This window comes from Vibrio galatheae (genome assembly GCF_000967545.1).
Classification (GTDB): Bacteria; Pseudomonadota; Gammaproteobacteria; order Enterobacterales; family Vibrionaceae; genus Vibrio; species Vibrio galatheae.
In genome coordinates this window covers 129,169-147,729 of the sequence record NZ_JXXV01000014.1, presented here as the reverse complement: position 1 = coordinate 147,729, position 18,561 = coordinate 129,169, and the positions used below count along the sequence as shown (strand labels likewise).

Annotated in this window: 12 protein-coding genes; all 12 read left to right on the top strand. The window is 46.5% G+C overall.

Annotation, left to right across the window (positions count from 1 at the left end; translation table 11 throughout):
* Window positions 1–2 precede the first annotated feature (2 nt).
* Window positions 3–1,295 (top strand): glutamate-1-semialdehyde 2,1-aminomutase, encoded by a 1,293-nt coding sequence (gene hemL, locus TW81_RS07760; protein WP_045955141.1) that lies wholly within the window; start codon window positions 3–5, stop codon window positions 1,293–1,295.
* A 277-nt stretch (window positions 1,296–1,572) separates the two neighbouring features.
* Window positions 1,573–2,658, top strand: a complete 1,086-nt coding sequence (locus TW81_RS07755; protein WP_045955140.1) for an AI-2E family transporter — start codon at window positions 1,573–1,575, stop codon at window positions 2,656–2,658.
* A gap of 85 nt (window positions 2,659–2,743) precedes the next feature.
* Window positions 2,744–3,766 carry a 16S rRNA (guanine(1207)-N(2))-methyltransferase RsmC gene (rsmC, locus tag TW81_RS07750; protein ID WP_045955139.1) on the top strand — a complete coding sequence of 341 codons (1,023 nt, stop codon included), beginning with the start codon at window positions 2,744–2,746 and terminating at the stop codon, window positions 3,764–3,766.
* Window positions 3,767–3,974: 208 nt separating this feature from the next.
* On the top strand, window positions 3,975–7,361 hold the full coding sequence (locus TW81_RS07745; protein ID WP_045955138.1) for a response regulator: 3,387 nt from the start codon (window positions 3,975–3,977) through the stop codon (window positions 7,359–7,361).
* Between the two features lie 653 nt (window positions 7,362–8,014).
* Window positions 8,015–9,697, top strand: a complete 1,683-nt coding sequence (locus TW81_RS07740) for an ABC transporter substrate-binding protein (RefSeq protein ID WP_045955137.1) — start codon at window positions 8,015–8,017, stop codon at window positions 9,695–9,697.
* Between the two features lie 173 nt (window positions 9,698–9,870).
* Entirely contained in the window at window positions 9,871–10,857 is a 987-nt protein-coding gene (locus TW81_RS07735; RefSeq protein WP_045955136.1) for an ABC transporter permease, read from the top strand.
* A 2-nt stretch (window positions 10,858–10,859) separates the two neighbouring features.
* A complete protein-coding gene (locus TW81_RS07730) occupies window positions 10,860–11,885 on the top strand; it encodes an ABC transporter permease (RefSeq protein WP_045955135.1) in 1,026 nt (341 codons plus the stop codon).
* Window positions 11,886–11,887: 2 nt separating this feature from the next.
* A complete protein-coding gene (locus tag TW81_RS07725) occupies window positions 11,888–12,871 on the top strand; it encodes an ABC transporter ATP-binding protein (RefSeq protein ID WP_045955134.1) in 984 nt (327 codons plus the stop codon).
* Window positions 12,872–12,913: 42 nt separating this feature from the next.
* Window positions 12,914–13,909: an ABC transporter ATP-binding protein gene (locus tag TW81_RS07720; protein ID WP_045955133.1), complete on the top strand. Its 996-nt coding sequence runs from the start codon at window positions 12,914–12,916 to the stop codon at window positions 13,907–13,909.
* A gap of 65 nt (window positions 13,910–13,974) precedes the next feature.
* Window positions 13,975–15,702 (top strand): glycoside hydrolase family 9 protein, encoded by a 1,728-nt coding sequence (locus TW81_RS07715; RefSeq protein ID WP_045955132.1) that lies wholly within the window; start codon window positions 13,975–13,977, stop codon window positions 15,700–15,702.
* Window positions 15,695–16,576 (top strand): glucosamine kinase nucleotide-binding domain-containing protein, encoded by an 882-nt coding sequence (locus TW81_RS07710; protein ID WP_045955131.1) that lies wholly within the window; start codon window positions 15,695–15,697, stop codon window positions 16,574–16,576. Before TW81_RS07715 ends, TW81_RS07710 begins: the two co-directional genes overlap by 8 nt.
* Window positions 16,577–16,580: 4 nt before the next feature.
* Window positions 16,581–18,491: a beta-N-acetylhexosaminidase gene (locus TW81_RS07705; RefSeq protein WP_045955130.1), complete on the top strand. Its 1,911-nt coding sequence runs from the start codon at window positions 16,581–16,583 to the stop codon at window positions 18,489–18,491.
* Window positions 18,492–18,561: the final 70 nt, after the last annotated feature.

Genomic DNA, 18,561 nt, shown 5'->3' with positions numbered 1-18,561 from the left:
CCATGACCAAATCAGCAGATCTATTTCAAAAAGCACAACAGACCATTCCTGGCGGTGTTAACTCTCCAGTACGTGCTTTTAACGGAGTTGGCGGCGCTCCGATCTTTGTAGAACGTGCCGACGGCCCATTGATTTTTGATGCTGACGGTAAAGCTTACATTGATTACGTAGGTTCATGGGGCCCAATGATCTTAGGCCACAACCACGCTGTGATTCGAGAAGCGGTAATTGATGCTGCACAACGTGGCTTAAGCTTCGGCGCGCCAACAGAAATGGAAATCGCCATGGCAGAATTGGTGTCAGAACTCGTGCCATCGATGGAACAGATTCGCATGGTAAGCTCAGGGACTGAAGCAACCATGAGTGCAATTCGTCTCGCTCGCGGTTACACAGGGCGCGATAAAATCATCAAATTTGAAGGTTGTTACCACGGCCATGCCGATAGCCTGTTGGTTAAAGCGGGATCCGGTGCACTAACATTGGGTCAACCAAGTTCGCCAGGCGTTCCAGCGGACTTCGCCAAGCACACACTAACCGCGACGTTTAACGATTTAGAATCCGTACGTGAGCTATTTGCAGCGAACAAAGGCGAAATTGCGTGTATCATCGTTGAGCCAGTCGCGGGCAACATGAACTGCATTCCACCGGTTGAAGGGTTCCACGAAGGTTTGCGTCAAATCTGTGATGAAGAAGGCGCGCTACTGATCTTTGATGAAGTGATGACAGGTTTCCGTGTCGCGCTTGGCGGCGCACAGGCTTACTACAACATCAAACCCGATCTCACTACGCTGGGCAAAGTGATTGGCGGCGGCATGCCAGTAGGCGCATTTGGTGGACGCAAAGAAGTGATGCAGCACATTGCACCAACTGGACCAGTTTACCAAGCGGGAACGCTATCGGGTAACCCAGTGGCAATGGCAGCCGGTTATGCCTGTTTGAACCTGTTAAAAGAAGAAGGCAATGAAAAACGCCTAGCGTCTACAACTAAGCAACTAGCAGACGGTTTCAAAACACTGGCTGACAGCCACGGTATTCCATTAGTGGTCAACCAAGTGGGCGGTATGTTTGGTTTCTTCTTTACCGACCAAGAAAGCATTACTCGCTACGAAGACGTGACTAAATGTGATATCGAGCGATTCAAACGCTTCTTCCACCTGATGCTACAGCACGGAGTTTACCTTGCACCGTCTGCGTTTGAAGCAAGCTTTACATCACTAGCTCACGGCAGTAAAGAGATTGAAGCGACGCTAGAAGCAGCGGATCGTTGCTTTGCGATTCTTGCCGAAGAAGCGTAAATAACACTAACGAAAAATGCCGTTCGTGATCAAGGCTGCCTAGTGCAGCCTTTCTCTTTATTATTGCCAGTTAGCCGCGACCAAAATGACCAATCCAGCCAAGATCAAGTAAAACCAAGGTATGTTGTGTCTGCGCTTATTTGTATCAAGGGTACATTTATCTTTTTCACAGCAGCCCATTTTATCTCCTCTACTGATAAGATTTTGATTTTGCGTTGAACACTCAAGTAATTAGCGCCATTATACTCATACGACCTAAAATTTTTGGACAACTATTGTGTCAGATAAAGTCAAATTAACTTCCAGTCATCGAGTATTGATTGTTGCCCTACTTGCTGCTGGGTTGGCCTGTTTTCTTTTGGTCGAACCTTATATCAACTCAATTGTGATGGCATTTATCATTTCACTATTGATGTTCCCGATCCATGAATGGATAGAGAAACGGATGCCAAAGCACGCCAACTTAGCCTCCTTGCTCTCTTGTGTGGTACTGACCTTCATTATTGTGTTTCCGTTACTGTTTGTCTTTGCTGCTATAGTCCAACAAGGCTCAACCTTTTCGCAAAATGTCTACCAGTGGGTGACACAAGGCGGCATTCAAACCATTTTCTCTCACCCTTGGGTGGTCAATGGACTCTCGCTAATCAACAACTACCTGCCATTCGATACGATTAGTCCACAAGAAATCGCGCAGAAAGTCGCCCAATTCGCCACCTCATTTGGTAGCAATCTAGTCGGTATTAGTGCCAAAATTCTTGGCGACGCGACAAGTTTCTTAATGGATTTCTTTCTGATGCTGTTCGTGCTGTTCTTTTTACTCCGTGACCACGACAAACTAATTAGCGCTATTCGCCATATTTTACCGCTCTCTCGCAGTCAAGAAGACAAACTGCTAGATGAAGTTGAGCAAGTAGCCAAATCGGCAGTGATGGGCTCATTTCTTACCGCTATTGCACAAGGCTTCGCGGGGGGCATCGGCATGTGGTTGGCTGGATTCCCAGGTCTTTTTTGGGGCACCATGATGGGGTTTGCGTCATTTATCCCCGTGGTGGGAACCGCGCTAATTTGGATCCCTGCCGCCATTTATCTGTTCTTGATTGGTGACACGAGCTGGGCCATTTTCCTTACGGTTTGGAGCATCGTCGTCGTCGGCTCTATTGATAACTTGCTTCGTCCGCTTTTGATGCAAGGCAGCGCAGGAATGAACACCTTAATGATTTTCTTCTCTTTACTAGGTGGTCTACAGTTATTTGGCTTGATTGGTCTGATATATGGCCCAATCATTTTCGCCGTCACCATGGTGCTGTTTAATATTTATGATGAAGAGTTTAAGGAATTCCTTGATCGGCAAAATCGCAGCTAGTATTACCAATAGCGCCTGATTACTACTTCAAGACAAGGGAGGATTGTGCGAAAATCCCTCCCTTATTTTTCCCAATGAGTTTGCTATGTCTGCTTATATTGCTCCCAGTCAAATTGCTCAAAGACAATTGGCCTATTTTGAAGGTAAACATGTATTGGTCGCCGGTGAGGCAGAAGACCTGTTTCCTGTCGAATTAGCCAAGCACTGCCTTTCTGTAACAGTGTTTACCACTAACTATGGCTACCACCGCCAGTTGCGAGACTACCAACAAATATCCAGTCTATTTGGCGCTGAATTTAGCGAGCAGACTCAAGCAGACATGGTGTTGCTCTACTGGCCAAAAGCAAAAGCCGAAGCAGAGTATCTACTGGCGATGCTGATGGCGAAGCTGGGCGCAAATACAGAAATTGTTGTTGTCGGCGAAAACCGTTCAGGCGTAAAAAGCATTGAGAAGATGTTTAAGGCTTACGGTTTAATTACTAAGTATGATTCAGCGCGTCGTTGCTCATTTTATTGGGGGCAATGTACGCAGGCTCCGGCTCCATTTGATATTCAGGACTGGTTTAAAAGCTATCAGGTTGAATACCAGCACTCCTCACTAACTATCAAAAGCTTGCCCGGCGTATTCAGTCATGGTGAATTTGATATTGGCAGTAAATTGCTGCTCGACACCTTACCGAAACTGAAAGGCAAAGTTCTCGATTTTGGCTGTGGTGCCGGGGTGATCGGCAGCGTGATGGCGCTGTTAAATCCAGAGATTGAACTAGAGATGTGTGATATCAGCGCTTTAGCCGTAGAATCGAGTAAGGCGACGCTTGCCGCCAACGGTTTAACCGGGCGAGTCTTTGCGTCCGACATCTATTCAGATACCCGCGACGATTATGACTTTATTGTCAGCAATCCTCCCTTCCATTCTGGACTCGATACCAGTTATAGCGCGACGGAAACACTTCTTGCCCAAGGCCCTAAACAGAGTGCCAAAAATGGCCAGCTTTATATCGTTGCCAATAGCTTCTTAAAATACCCACCAATTATTGAGCAAGCCTACAGTAATTGTGAGACGCTAAATAAGACCAATAAATTCGCTATCTATCACGCGAAAGCTTGAGTTTACCGCCCAACAAATCCCTAAGGTTGGGCGTCATTGCTGACTAAAACCCACAAATTTGCGCTACTCTCCACGCTTTCCCTGCAACTTACTTGTCAAAGTAAAAAAACTCGTTAATTTTGTCATTTTAAGAACACCATCTTTTATCTCGCTTAGAGGGGCTCCCCACCTCACTAAGCCATATCCCCACGGAAGTTTTACTCAAGCTATGTTTAGATTTTATCGAAAACAGAAGTTTAAACGCCTTCAGAGTACCCTAATGCTGGCATTTTTAGTGCTGAGTATTACTCCTTTGACGGTCATCGCGATCTTTTTCTTACAGTCCCATACTCAAGATCTTCAGGAACAGAGTACTTCGCACCTAACTTCAGTCCGCGACAGCAAACGCCAACAAGTGATTGACTACTTATATGCAAAAGAGTCTGAGGTGATGGGTTTTGTTCGCTCAGAACTCGCTTATGCCAGTGGCGGTAGGTTCTATGGCTTGGTTAATGCGTTCAGAAGCTTGGGCTTAGACATCGACCAAGCTCGTGAATACGCACAGCGGCGTTATATTCAGGGTTCTGGTAATCAAATTAAGACCTCGATACTCCCTCAGTCGAGCATTTACAGCGGTACTGAGCGTTATCGCCTACTGCACAAACGCTACCACTGGGCCTATTTAGAATTGCTAAAGCGCTCTGATTTTGATGACATTCTGCTTGTCGACAGAGAAGGCAATGTCACCTATTCGATCTACAAACATGACAACTACGGCACCAACCTATTAACGGGAAAATATAAAGACGCCAACTTAGGTCAAACCTTTGCCAAGTTGAAGGAAATGGTAACCAGTAAACGGAAAACCAATGAAGACTATACGCCACTTATTATTTCCGATTTTTCAGCCGAACAAAACAAAACAGTCGCATGGCTTGGCGCCCCTATTATTCAACAAGGCTACTTGCACAGTTATGCCATGTTTAGGTTACCCAATAACGGCATCACCAAATTGGTTGCCGATAGTAACAACCTTAGCTCAATGAAAACCCTGCTTGTTGGGGCGGATCATCAATCGAGAACACTGGCATATCAACAGGATGAAATAAAGAAAAGCCACCAAGTAATTGATCTTGCGCTAGCAGGACTCACAGACGTTGGCACCTATAACAATACAGAAAACGAAGCGACCATCGCGGCATACAGCCCTATTTCATTCAAAGGCATTGACTGGGCGATTGTGGTCGAAGTGCCAGAGGATGTTGCTTTTGCCCGTGTCCATCAGTTGGAGACGTTGTTTATCGTCGCAATGCTCACCGCTATTCTGTTGGTGGTCATGGCTTCGCACTACTTATCAAACTTTATCACTTCGCCACTGTTGCAACTGACTTGGGCTGCGGAAAAAGTCTCGGCTGGCGATCTTGATGCCGATATGAATCATACCCAACGGAAAGATGAAATCGGCCGACTCGCCATCAGTTTTGAGCGTATGCAGCGCTCGATCCGAGAAAAAATACAGCTGATAAAACAGCAAAATGAAGAGCTCGAAAGTAACCTAACCCTGATCCAAAAACAGAATGACGAGTTGCAGTTGGCGAACAAGCTAAAAGATGAGTTCTTAGCCACCACTTCTCACGAGCTGCGTACGCCTTTGCATGGCATGGTAGGGATTGCCGAGGCCTTGGCATCTGGAGCTAATGGCCCAATCACGTCAGAGCATAGATATCAGCTCGATATCATCATTAACAGTGGCCAGCGACTGGCGACCTTAGTCGATGATTTACTTGATTATCATAAGATGCGCTACGGAAACCTCGATATTGAAACCAGTGCCGTAGACCTTGCAGGATCGACACGTTTGGTATTGGAATTGTCATCCCACCTTATTGGTTCTAAGCCACTGCGGATCATCAATCAAGTGGCCGATGATCCGGTTTGGGTGAGCGCTGACCCTCAGCGCCTAGAGCAGGTTCTTTATAATTTGATCGGCAATGCGATCAAATATACCAGCGAAGGTAAAATCGTTATCTCCGCCAGTGTGGTGGATGACAATATTCGAGTTCAAGTCGTCGATACCGGTCAAGGTATTCCTGCTGATCAACTTGACCATATCTTTGAACCCTTAATCCAAGCGGGCAATGACGCTAGCCGTTATCGCCAAGGCGCTGGCTTAGGTCTGTCAATCAGCCGACAGCTAATTGAATTGATGAACGGAACGCTCTATGTCAGCAGTCAGCCTATGGTCGGCACCACCTTTAGCTTTACGCTGCCAATCGCCACTGCGGAACAAATTGAGCAAGCAACCCATTATGAGTCCGCCCACTTCCAAGCGCCGAGCAGTGCTGAGGTTGAGTTGGAAGACCCAATTACCCTACCGGAAAATTCTGAAGGGCCATTGCTACTTGTGGTTGATGATGAACCTGTTAATCTTCGCGTATTAGACAGCTTTTTACGCCTTGAAGGATATCGAGTCCGTACCGCTAAAGATGGCCACGAAGCACTTGATGCTGTCAACAAAGAGAAGCCTGAGCTGTTGTTATTGGATATCATGATGCCAGGAATGAGTGGTTACCAAGTGTGTGAAACTCTGCGCCAAAGCTATGACCATGCCGAGCTGCCGATCATTATGCTGACAGCCTTGAATCAAACGGATGATCGTGTGCGTGGTTTCAGCGCAGGAGCCAATGACTACTTATCTAAACCATTCAACAAACAAGAGCTTGCCGCGCGTATCGTAGCCCACTTAACCGCGAGTAAAGCCGAGTTACGTCGGATTGAAAACCAGCAACTGCAGCAAGAACTAAAACACAGAGCTATGGTTGAAGCGAGTTTACTCGAGACACAAGGAAGACTGCTGGAACAACTTGAAACCGCACCTGAAGCGATAATATGCGTGCGTGATGACAACAGGATCCGCTTTGCCAACGAAGCCGCATCTCGGTTGTTTAAACGCTCAACTGAGCAACTCAAACGTTCAAGCGCCGATGAAATCATCGCACCTAAGTTCCTCAATGTGACACAAGAGCACTATTGTGGAACCATTGATGTCTATGTCGAAGATGTTAGGCAGCACCTTTCTGCCGATATATTAAAGCTTCCCGAAGGGGCTGGCCTGAGTTCGATGTATATCTTCAACGTTGGCGGTGGGGTAAACGCAACTCGGATTAACAACTTAGAGACAGCAATAGAAGCGCTCTCAAGCTTTGCTTTCGAAGGCGATAAAGCCAAGTTGCAAGAACTCAAGGAGCTTGGCGGAGAATTTACTCGCATTGCCGATAGAGCCTCGGGTGAAAACAAGTCGAAACAAGATGTTATGCGCGAAGTACTGGTCGATGCCATGACCAGTGCGCTTGATTACTGGGAATCAGTAACCGGACAAACCAAGTTTGCCTTTGCTGAACAAAGTGGTTTATGGCGAGTCTATCTCGACCGCAGTACATTGCAAACACGTACACTCGATAAGTACTTACGTCCAGAAACTCTGCCGAAAACACCGCGCTGGAGAACCGTACTCAGTTCGCTTGATTACATCTTAGAGCACTGTAATGAACAGAGTCCTGAGAGAGCCCATATAGAAGGACTACGAGACAAACTGCAGCACTTATTAACCAGCTAGCTCTATCCTTCACGTCTTTTCGAAGCCTGCCCATGCAGGCTTTTTTTATACCGATAATCCATAACCTAAACACGCTCCCAAAGCATTAATACGCTACGTAAAACAACTTAAATACGCAGTTAGTTTTTACTTAAGACAAACGGTTTTTTCTGTCTAAACGTACGCTAACAAGTCAATAATGAACAAAATAACCTCATATTGCGAAGCCAATCACAACAAGACGGCAGTTTTTATTTATCGACAGAAATTAACGCCAAATGTGCTGAGTGACCAAGATCTCACGATATAAACAAATCAACAAACACACCAAACAAAAGATAAATTAAGAGTAGTAAGCACTCACACCAACCATTAGAACTAGAGGTTTTTGCGACTAAAATCAAAGTGGAAAAGACGTTCAAAAATCACTCCCCGAGTTAAAAATTAACACTATTAACGTCATTAGATGCTGTTTTAACGATTTTAACGGGAATAGCGATTGCGAAAATTGACGTTAAGGTGTTTTCTTAGTGTGCCTAAGGCCTACAGGCCACTCTAGATTTGTTTCCTCCTTCGGTAATAAATCACGACATAGAGGTGGGCCTTAGTGAGTGTTTATCAATTGATGACATTCCATCCATTAGTGAAATGAAAGCAAATAGTAAGGAACAGCTATGCTTGCCAACATTAAAAAAACTGCACTAGCAACAGCAATTATTGCAACAGCAACCACTGGATTTACTTCGGTAGCGGCTGCAGCAGAACGCAGTGAATTAACGGTACACCCTAAAGAATTTACAACTTTTGTTCGTAACTTTAACCCATACCTAGGTGCAACTAACCTACACACAACAACAGACTTCATTTACGAGCCGTTGGTTGTTTTCAACGAAATGCACGGTAATACACCTGTATTCCGTCTCGCAGAAAACTTCAAAATGGCTGACGATCTGATGAGTGTGACATTTGACATCCGTAAAGGTGTTAAGTGGTCTGATGGTCAAACATTTGATGCAAACGACGTTGTATTCTCTTTCAATCTAGTAAAAGAAAAGCCAGAGCTTGACCAAAGTGGTATCAACTCTTGGGTAACGTCTGTAGAAAAACTTAACGATTACCAAGTTAAGTTCCGTCTAGCAGAAGCGAACTCAAACGTTCCTTATGAAATTGCGAAAGTACCTGTCGTACCTGAGCACGTATGGAAAGATGTTCAAGATCCAGCAACGTTTACCAATGAGAATCCTGTAGGCTCAGGTCCGTTCACTGAGATCGATACGTTCACAGCGCAACTTTACATCCAATGTGCTAACCCTAACTACTGGGATGCAGATAACTTGGACGTAGATTGTCTACGTGTTCCTCAGATCGCGAACAACGACCAGTTCCTAGGTAAAGTTGTTAACGGTGAAATGGACTGGACTTCATCGTTCATTCCTGACATCGATCGTACTTACGCAGCAGCGAGCCCGAGTCACCACTACTGGTACCCACCAGCAGGTACTCAAGCGTTTGTGGTTAACTTTAAAAACCCAGATGCAGCGAAGAACGAAGCACTAACTAACGTTGACTTCCGTCGCGCGTTCTCTATGGCTCTTGATCGTCAAACTATCATCGACATCGCGTTCTACGGCGGTGGTACAGTGAACGATTTCGCATCAGGTCTAGGCTACGCATTCGAAGCTTGGTCTGACGAGAAGACTCACGACAAGTTCAAAGGTTACAACACGTACAATGTTGAAGGCGCGAAAGCACTGCTTAAGAAAGCTGGCTTCAAAGATGTAAACAACGACGGTTTTGTTGATACTCCATCTGGTAAGTCTTTTGAGCTGCTGATTCAATCGCCAAATGGCTGGACTGACTTCAACAACACGGTTCAACTAGCGGTTGAGCAACTTGCAGAAGTTGGCATCCAAGCTAAAGCACGTACCCCAGACTTCTCTGTGTACAACCAAGCAATGCTGGAAGGTACCTACGACGTAGCGTACACCAACTACTTCCACGGTGCGGATCCATACACTTACTGGAACAGTGCATACAACTCAGCACTGCAATCAGGTGATGGTATGCCTCGTTTCGCAATGCACTTCTACAAAAATGACAAGCTAGATGGCCTTCTAAACAGCTTCTACAAAACAGCTGATAAGAAAGAGCAGCTAGATATTGCTCACGGCATCCAGCAAATCATTGCCTCTGACCAAGTAACAATCCCTGTAATGTCTGGTGCTTACATGTACCAATACAATACAACTCGATTCACTGGTTGGTGGAACGAAGAAAATCCAAAAGGCCGTCCAAACATTTGGGCTGGTATCCCAGAGCGTCTACTGCACGTACTGGACCTTAAACCAGTTAAATAAGTAGTTGTTCTAACTAAGCGGCATACATTCCGTATGCCGCTAAATCCCCAAATCTTTGATTAGTTTGTCAAGTGGCGCCAGTCGTCAGGGGATTGTTCGCTCTAAATTTTGTTTTCGCTAGGAGCGACCTGAAACCAGAAACAGGGAAAATCTGGGTAAGTAAGGTGTAAGTTATGGGTTATTTTTTAAGACGTTTGTCGTTCTATTTGGTCGCATTATTAGTTGCTGCGACATTAAACTTTATTATTCCTCGCGCGATGCCGGGCGATCCTGTAACCATGATGTTTGCTAACGCGTCAGTACAGGTAACACCGGAACGTATCGCTGCAATGAAAGAACTGTTAGGTTTCGTCGACGGTGGCCTATTTGTTCAGTACTTCGCGTACATGAAAAACGTGCTGAGCTGGGAACTAGGTACTTCGATTCAGTTCTACCCTCTATCAGTCAACAAGCTACTAGGTGGTGCATTTGGCTGGTCACTTTTCCTAGCGGGTAGTGCAGTAATGCTCTCTTTCTCGCTGGGCTCCATCCTTGGCATTTTCGCCGCATGGAAACGGGGTAGCAAATACGATGCGTTTATCACCCCAGGTATGCTTATCATTCAAGCGGTTCCACAGGTCGTTATTGCTATGCTAGCGCTGTTTACTTTTGCCATCGGCTTAAAGTGGTTCCCAACCGGTTACGCTTACACCGCAGGTACCGTGCCTGATTGGACAAGCTGGGCTTTCATTAAAGATGTCGCTTACCATGCAATTCTACCTCTTTTCTGTGCCTCTGTAGTTCAAATTGGTGGCTTCCTCGTCAACATGCGTAACAACATGATCAACTTGCTTGCAGAAGACTACATCACAATGGCGAAGGGTAAGGGTCTGAGTGAAAACCGTGTGGTATTTAACTACGCCGCACGAAATGCACTGCTACCAAGTGTCACTGCACTTTCTATGTCTTTAGGTATGGCGATTGGTGGTCAGCTAATTGTAGAAATTATCTTTAACTACCCAGGCCTTGGTACCGTGCTGCTCAATGCAATTCACGCTCGTGACTACCAAGTTCTTCAAGGACAATTAATCATTATGACGCTGTTCATGCTGTCATTTAACTTAATTGCCGACATGCTCTATGTCGTTCTAGACCCTCGCCTGCGCAAGGGAGGTAAATAACTATGAAACAATTACTCAAACTCATTTTGGGCAATGCTTATGCCCGTATAGGTCTGGCCATTGTCTCTATATTTTTATTGATGGCTATCTTCGCTCCATTGCTATCAAAACATGCGCCTGACAAACGCACCGGTAACCCACATGAATATCCGGGGTTTGTAGTTACGTCAGCCCAAGCGAATCCTGATGGCTTTATTGCCGAGAACTTAGCCACTGACCGCCGAACTATGATTATGTCTAAAAAGGCAGATCACGTGCTAGGCACCAGCCGTATGGGTCGTGATATCTGGTCTCAGTTGGTTCATGGTGCACGTATTTCTCTCGGTGTCGGCTTTGGTGCAGGTATCACCGTGTGTTTCCTCGCAACCGTTATTGGTATCTCGGCGGGTTATTTTGGTGGCAAAGTCGATGATGTATTGACGGCCGCAATGAACATCATGTTGGTCATACCTCAATATCCATTGCTGTTTGTGCTCGCGGCCTTTATTGGTGAAGCTGGTCCACTGACTATCGCCATCATTATCGGCTGTACCTCTTGGGCATGGGGTGCAAGGGTGATTCGTTCGCAAACACTGGCTCTGCGTGAGAAAGAGTTTGTTAAAGCAGCCGAAGTGTTAGGTGAGTCTTCATTCCGCATCATTTTTGTCGAGATTTTACCTAACCTAATTCCAATCGTCGGTGCCAGCTTTATCGGTTCGGTTATGTATGCGATTGGTATGGAATCTATCATCTCATTCCTAGGTCTTGGTGACCCAAGCACCATCAGTTGGGGCATCATGCTGTACAACGTACAAACTTCGTCAGCGATGCTAATCGGTGCCTGGTGGGAAGTTCTTGCTCCATGTATTGCACTGACCATCCTCGTCACTGGCCTTGCGCTACTTAACTTTGCTGTTGATGAAATTGCCAACCCGCAGCTTCGTTCGCACAAAGGAATGAAACGTTGGAAAAAACTGGCAGCACAAGACAAAAAAGAACGCACACCCGATGTGCCGCCTCAAAATGCACTATGGAGCGGAGATAAATAATCATGACTAATCCACTTATTTCTATCCGCAACCTTTGCGTTGACTATATTACCGATGCTGGCGATGTTCGTGCCTGTAACAATGTCAGCTTCGATATCGCACCTGGTGAAGTTTTTGGTCTGGCTGGTGAGTCTGGCTGTGGTAAGTCTACCGTCGCTTTCTCATTGATGCGTCTGCACAAGCCGCCTGCGTTTATCACTGGCGGTGAGGTTATCTTTAATGGCGAAGATATTCTCCAGTACAGCGACCATCGCATGCAGTCGTTCCGTTGGAGCGAAATGTCGATGGTTTTCCAAAGTGCGATGAATGCGCTTAACCCAGTACTGACCATGGAAGATCAATTCTGCGATGTCATTATGCGTCATACCAGCATGACGCGAGAGCAAGCGCGCAAACGTGCTGAAGGTCTGTTGGAAATTGTTGATATCCACCCGAGTCGTTTAACGGATTACCCTCACCAGTTCTCTGGTGGTATGCGTCAGCGTCTCGTCATCGCGATCGCTTTGGCACTCAATCCGAAAATGATCATCATGGATGAGCCAACAACCGCTCTTGATGTCGTGGTTCAACGTGAGATCCTGCAAAAGATCTACGCATTGAAAGAAGAATTCGGCTTTTCAATACTCTTTATCACCCATGATATTTCGTTGATGGTCGAGTTCTCTGATCGTATCGGCATCATGTATTCCGGTGAATTGATTGAAGTTGCACCGTCTAAACAAATTCTAGAAAGCCCTTACCATCCTTATACCAAAGGGTTAGGTAGTTCTTTCCCTCCATTAACTGGGCCGAAAACTAAGTTGACTGGCATACCAGGCAACCCGCTAAACCTGCTTGAGATTCCACAAGGGTGCCGTTTCCAAGCGCGATGCGACCGCGTACATGAGGCATGCACTCGCGTTCCAACTCAACTAAGACAAATCGAGCCAAATCGTTTCTCAAACTGTCACCTATATGGTGAGCCGATTACTCAAAATAAACTCTAGCGAGCCATTGAGAAAGAACAACAAAGATTACTGGAGACAATTATGAGCAAAGAATTTGGCGAGCTACTGATTGAAGGGAAAAACTTAGTCAAAGACTTCCCGATCAATAGCAACTCTTTACAGCAGCCAATGATGCGTGCAATTAACGACGTGTCATTCAAAATGTACAAAAGCCGCGGTTTATCTGTGGTTGGTGAGTCTGGTTCAGGTAAATCAACAACAGCAAAAATGATCGCAAAAATGTATGCCCCAACGCATGGCACCATCGAATACAAGGGTCGTGATATTCAAACAATTGACTCACGCTCCGATTTGATGGCCTACCGTGAAGGCGTTCAGATGGTATGGCAAGACCCGTTTGGTTCTCTTAACCCAACCCATAACATCTTCCACCATATCGCTCGCCCGTTGCTGATCCACAAAAAGATCAAGCCAGGCAACAAAAAAGAGTTAGAAGAGCGTGTGTATGACCTGCTGGAGCAAGTCGGCCTCATCCCACCAAAAGAGACCGCCCAGAAGTTCCCTCACCAGCTATCAGGTGGCCAGCGCCAAAGGGTTAACCTTGCGCGTAATATCGCTGTGGGCGCTGAGGTAGTACTCGCCGATGAGCCAACATCCATGCTTGATGTTTCGATTCGTGCTGGTGTGTTGAATCTGATGGAAGAAATGAAGTTCGAGAAACAAATGTCTCTGCTTTATATCACCCACGATATCGCGACGGCACGTTACATCGCTGAAGATCTCGCCGTCATGTACGTCGGCCATATGGTGGAATGGGGCGACACTGAGGAAATCATTCACAACCCTCAGCACCCATACACTCAGCTTTTGGTTTCAGCGGTTCCGGATCCTAGTAAATCGATCCATGAAAAACTCAAAGGTAATAAAGGGGAAATTCCACTTTGGACTCCTGTCTCTGTTGGTTGCCCATTTGCGGGTCGCTGCCAACACGCGAGTGACAAATGTCGCGAGCAATTACCTGAAGTGACTCAGCTATCTGATAACCACTTTGTTCGCTGTTACCTATACGAAAACTAAAACTAAATGAGCCAAGAAGACTCTTGGCTCACTAATTACAAAGCTAGATTTTTCCGGAGAGTTTAATGCTGCTACTTACTAACCATATTGGTTATGAAGCCCTTGGGCCAAAGCAGGCTGTTTTGATGACTCGCAAGACGCGACTTTCATCTACCACTGCCTTGTTAGTTTGTGCTGACAGTCATCAAACTGTGGCGTCTTTTTCAATTGAAAAAGGCACCAAAGTCGCGCATTGGCACCAAGGGAGTTTTTTTCGGATTGAATTCTCGGATTTTCAACAACACGGACGTTTCTATTTAAAAGTGGAGAACCTCCGTTCAGAAGTGTTCACGATTGATGCAGGAGTATTGCTTGACCGAACCTTTTCCGACGTATTGCACTACTTCAAATCACAGCGCTGTGGCGGACGCTTTGACAAACAAGACCACAATGTTGCCCTGCTTGGCAGCGAGCATACAGTCGACGTACACGGCGGCTGGTATGACGCATCCGGAGATGTGAGCAAATACCTGAGCCATCTCTCCTATGCGAACTATCTCAACCCGCAACAAACACCTATGGTGGTGTGGAACATGCTCAAAGGGTTAGAGCTGATTGAAAAAGCAGATAACCTAGCATCGTTTTCCAAAACACGTTTGGCGGAAGAGGCTCTGTTTGGCGCAGATTTCCTGATGCGGATGCAAAATGACGCTGGTTACTTCTACATGACAGTGTTTGATAAATGGTCAAAAGATATCACTCAACGTGAAATTTGCGCCTACGCCACGCAGCAAGGACATAAATCTGAAGATTACCAAGCAGGCTTACGCCAAGGTGGCGGTGTGGCTATTGCGGCCCTAGCCAGCGCCGCACGATTGCCAGAAAGTGGTCAATTCAGTAGTCAAGACTATCTAACGTCGGCCGAAAAAGGCTACTGGCACCTCAAAGAGTTTAACCACCAATACATCAACGACGGTGTCGAAAACATCATTGATGAGTACTGTGCGTTGCTCGCTGCGACCGAGCTATTGCGCACCACGAACAATGACGAGTATCTAAACGAGTGTCGTATTTGGGCGCAGCGCCTAATGTCTCGCCAGCTCAGCGACGAACAATTCAACCACTATTGGGCTGCTAACCAAGACGGAAGCCGCCCATATTTTCACGCGGCAGAAGCAGGGTTACCCGTCATCGCTTTGTGTGAGTATTTAGCTGTCGAGCCAGAACAGCCAGCGCAACAGCGCTTACGTGAAACCATTAACCAAGCAGTGCAATTTGAACTCACCATCACCCAAAAAGTAGCCAATCCATTTGGTTACCCACGCCAATATGTCAAATCCGTTGATGGTGAGAAGAGAGACGCGTTTTTCGTCGCACAAAACAACGAATCTGGTTATTGGTGGCAAGGCGAGAATGCTCGCTTAGCTTCCCTGAGTAGTATGGCTTTCATCGCCCTACCTCACATTCAAGATTCTAAGCTCAAACAGCAATTGCTCACTTTCGCGCAAAATAGCCTTAACTGGATTGTGGGCCTTAACCCATACCACATGTGTATGTTGGATGGTCATGGCGTTAACAATCCAGATTACTTACCTCAACTTGGCTTTTTCAATGCTAAAGGCGGTATTTGTAATGGCATTACAGCTGGCTTTGACGATGAACAAGACATTGCTTTCAACCCAGAGCAATACAAAGACGATATGTTGCAGAACTGGCGTTGGGGTGAACAGTGGATTCCTCATGGCGCGTGGTATTTGCTAGCAATTTTAAGTCAGTCCGTCTACTTCAACGTGGAGGAAGCGGCTGATGAGTAAACTCTACGTGGGTGTTGACGGCGGCGGCACATCATGTCGCGTACGGATCCGAAACGAGCAAGGCGACCTGATTGGTGAAGCAAAAAGTGGCAGTGCCAATATCTTACTCGGCGTTGATGTTGCTATGGCATCGATTACGCAGGCGATCTGCTCAGCCGCCGAACAAGGGGGGTTATCCTGTGATGATTTCTCTTGTATGCATTTAGGCTTGGCACTGGCAGGGGCGGAGCAAAAGTCGGCATGGCAACGCTTTATGGCCTTACCACATCCATTTGCCTCAATAGTTCTCAACACCGATGCCTACGGTGCTTGTCTCGGCGCACATAATGGCGATGAAGGGGCAATCATGATAGCCGGTACAGGCTCATGTGGTCTCTACCTAAGCCATGGGCAGCAGTATGTCGTTGGCGGGCGTGAGTTTCCAATTTCAGATCAAGGGGGCGGCGCTGTGATGGGGCTGCGTTTGATTCAAAAAGTGCTACTGACCGTCGATGGCATTGGCGAACAAACACCACTTGCTGCTGAAGTGTTGGCGCATTTTAACCACGATGTTGACCAGATTGTTGAATGGTCGAAATCAGCCTTACCGAGAGATTATGGCCAGTTTTCACCCGCAATTTTCCACCACGCAGAGCAAGGCGATCAGTTAGCGATTGAAATGCTCAAACAGACGGCGGCAGATGTTGAAATGTTTCTTGTCGCGCTACATAACAAAGGCGCACGTCGTATCTGCTTAATGGGTAGCATTGCTCAGCGTATTAAAGCTTGGCTTTCTCCCCCCGTTCAGTCTTGGATAGTTGAACCACAATTTGACGCTATCGAAGGCGCCATCATGTTTGCTGGCCAACCTCAACATAACCTATATCAAGGATGAGATGATGAGCTTTCGTGTCGAACTTGCCGTACTCTCTGAGCAAAAACAATTTTGCCGCTTCGGTCTGACCTTACACAACCTCACCGACCAAGCAGTTAACAACTGGCAACTGCAATTTATTCTTGATCGTTTCATCTTAGCTGACAGTTTTACCCATGGGGAGATTGAGCAAGTCGGCAGCTTCTGTGTTGTCAAACCTGACACCCATGTCTTGGAGGCGAACCAACACTACTACTGCGAATTTAGTATCAATACTGCGCCACTGCGTTTTTATACCGATGGTTTAAAAGACGCGCTGATCGTTGCCAATAATGGTGAGACCACACATTCTGTCGTGTTGACGCCGATAGCCCTCGCTTCACCTTATCGCGAACGCACTCAAATTCCATCGGTCAATCAGGCGACACTCGCTGTCATTCCTAAGGCAAATAAAATTGAGTGCTTCGATGGTGAGTTTCGACTCACGCAATCTAGCCAAATTACACTGCAGAGCAATATTGCTCAGCACGCTGCAAACTGGTTGCAATTAGAACTTGAAACCCTGTTTGATTTTACAGCGCAAAGCATCGGCCATAGCGATATTGTTTTCCGCAATAATCCAACGCTCGACGAAGCACAATATCTGCTTTCTGTGTCGGGCTCGGGTATCCGACTCGAAGCGGGTTCGCATTCTGGTTTTGTGCATGCTAGTGCGACACTACTGCAAATAATTCAACGCGATGAAAAGCAAAATTTAACTGTGCCGTATGTCAGAATTACCGACACTCCGCGCTTTAAGTATCGCGGTATGATGCTCGATTGCGCGCGCCACTTTCATTCTGTTGATATGGTTAAACGCTTAATCAATCAGCTCGCACATTACAAGTTCAACACTTTCCATTGGCACCTAACCGATGACGAAGGCTGGCGCTTGGAAATCAAAGCGTTGCCACAACTCACAAAGGTGGGCGCCTATCGTGGTAAAGGGACACAGCTGGAACCACAATTCAGTCATTTAGCCGATGTTTATGGTGGCTACTACACCCAGCAAGAAGTGAAAGAAGTGATTGCTTATGCCGAGCAACGTGGCATCAACGTCATTCCCGAAATTGATATTCCAGGGCACTGCAGAGCCGCGATCAAATCGTTGCCCGATTTATTGCAAGACCCGAGCGATCGCTCTCAGTATCGCAGCATTCAACACTACAGCGACAACGTACTTTCTCCCGCGTTAGAAGGAACTTACCAGTTTCTCGACCAAGTACTGACTGAAGTGGCAGAGCTGTTTCCTTCTCCTTGGGTGCACATCGGCGCGGATGAAGTTCCAAGTGGGGTCTGGCTCGCAAGCCCTGCATGCCAGACCTTGATGGAAGAAAACAACTACCAAAGTCCAAAAGAGTTACAAGGCCATCTTCTGCGTTATGCGGAGAAGAAACTGCGCTCACTCGGCAAGCGCATGGTTGGCTGGGAAGAAGCACAGCATGGCAACAAAGTGAGTAAAGATACCGTTATTTACTCTTGGCTGAGCGAAGAAGCAGCGCTCAACTGCGCCAAACAAGGCTTCGATGTGATCCTACAACCCGGTCAATCGACCTACTTGGACATGACCCAAGACTACAGTCCTGAAGAACCTGGAGTCGACTGGGCTGCGGTTATCCCGCTCGAAAATGCTTACTGCTACGAGCCCTTAGCTCAAGTGCCTGACAATGACCCAATCAGAAAACGCATTTTGGGTATTCAGTGCGCATTGTGGAGCGAGATCGTCACCAACCAGAATCGCATGGACTACATGATATTCCCAAGGCTCACTGCGATGGCAGAAGCGTGCTGGACGGAGAAATCTGAACGTAATTGGCAAGACTATTTAACACGTTTGAAGGGACACCTAGCTTTGCTCGATAAACAAGGCATCAACTACCGTCAACCGTGGAAATAATACTGGAGCGAATGGTGAACATTCGCGGTTTTCACTAGCTTAAATTTTTTGGCTGCTAAAGTGGCAGCTT

Coding starts and splice junctions, on each gene's coding strand:
- hemL (WP_045955141.1), top strand. CDS start 3: ATGACCAAATCAGCAGATCTATTTCAAAAAGCACAACAGACCATTCCT.
- rsmC (WP_045955139.1), top strand. CDS start 2,744: ATGTCTGCTTATATTGCTCCCAGTCAAATTGCTCAAAGACAATTGGCC.
- TW81_RS07745 (WP_045955138.1), top strand. CDS start 3,975: ATGTTTAGATTTTATCGAAAACAGAAGTTTAAACGCCTTCAGAGTACC.
- TW81_RS07740 (WP_045955137.1), top strand. CDS start 8,015: ATGCTTGCCAACATTAAAAAAACTGCACTAGCAACAGCAATTATTGCA.
- TW81_RS07735 (WP_045955136.1), top strand. CDS start 9,871: ATGGGTTATTTTTTAAGACGTTTGTCGTTCTATTTGGTCGCATTATTA.
- TW81_RS07730 (WP_045955135.1), top strand. CDS start 10,860: ATGAAACAATTACTCAAACTCATTTTGGGCAATGCTTATGCCCGTATA.
- TW81_RS07725 (WP_045955134.1), top strand. CDS start 11,888: ATGACTAATCCACTTATTTCTATCCGCAACCTTTGCGTTGACTATATT.
- TW81_RS07720 (WP_045955133.1), top strand. CDS start 12,914: ATGAGCAAAGAATTTGGCGAGCTACTGATTGAAGGGAAAAACTTAGTC.
- TW81_RS07715 (WP_045955132.1), top strand. CDS start 13,975: ATGCTGCTACTTACTAACCATATTGGTTATGAAGCCCTTGGGCCAAAG.
- TW81_RS07710 (WP_045955131.1), top strand. CDS start 15,695: ATGAGTAAACTCTACGTGGGTGTTGACGGCGGCGGCACATCATGTCGC.
- TW81_RS07705 (WP_045955130.1), top strand. CDS start 16,581: ATGAGCTTTCGTGTCGAACTTGCCGTACTCTCTGAGCAAAAACAATTT.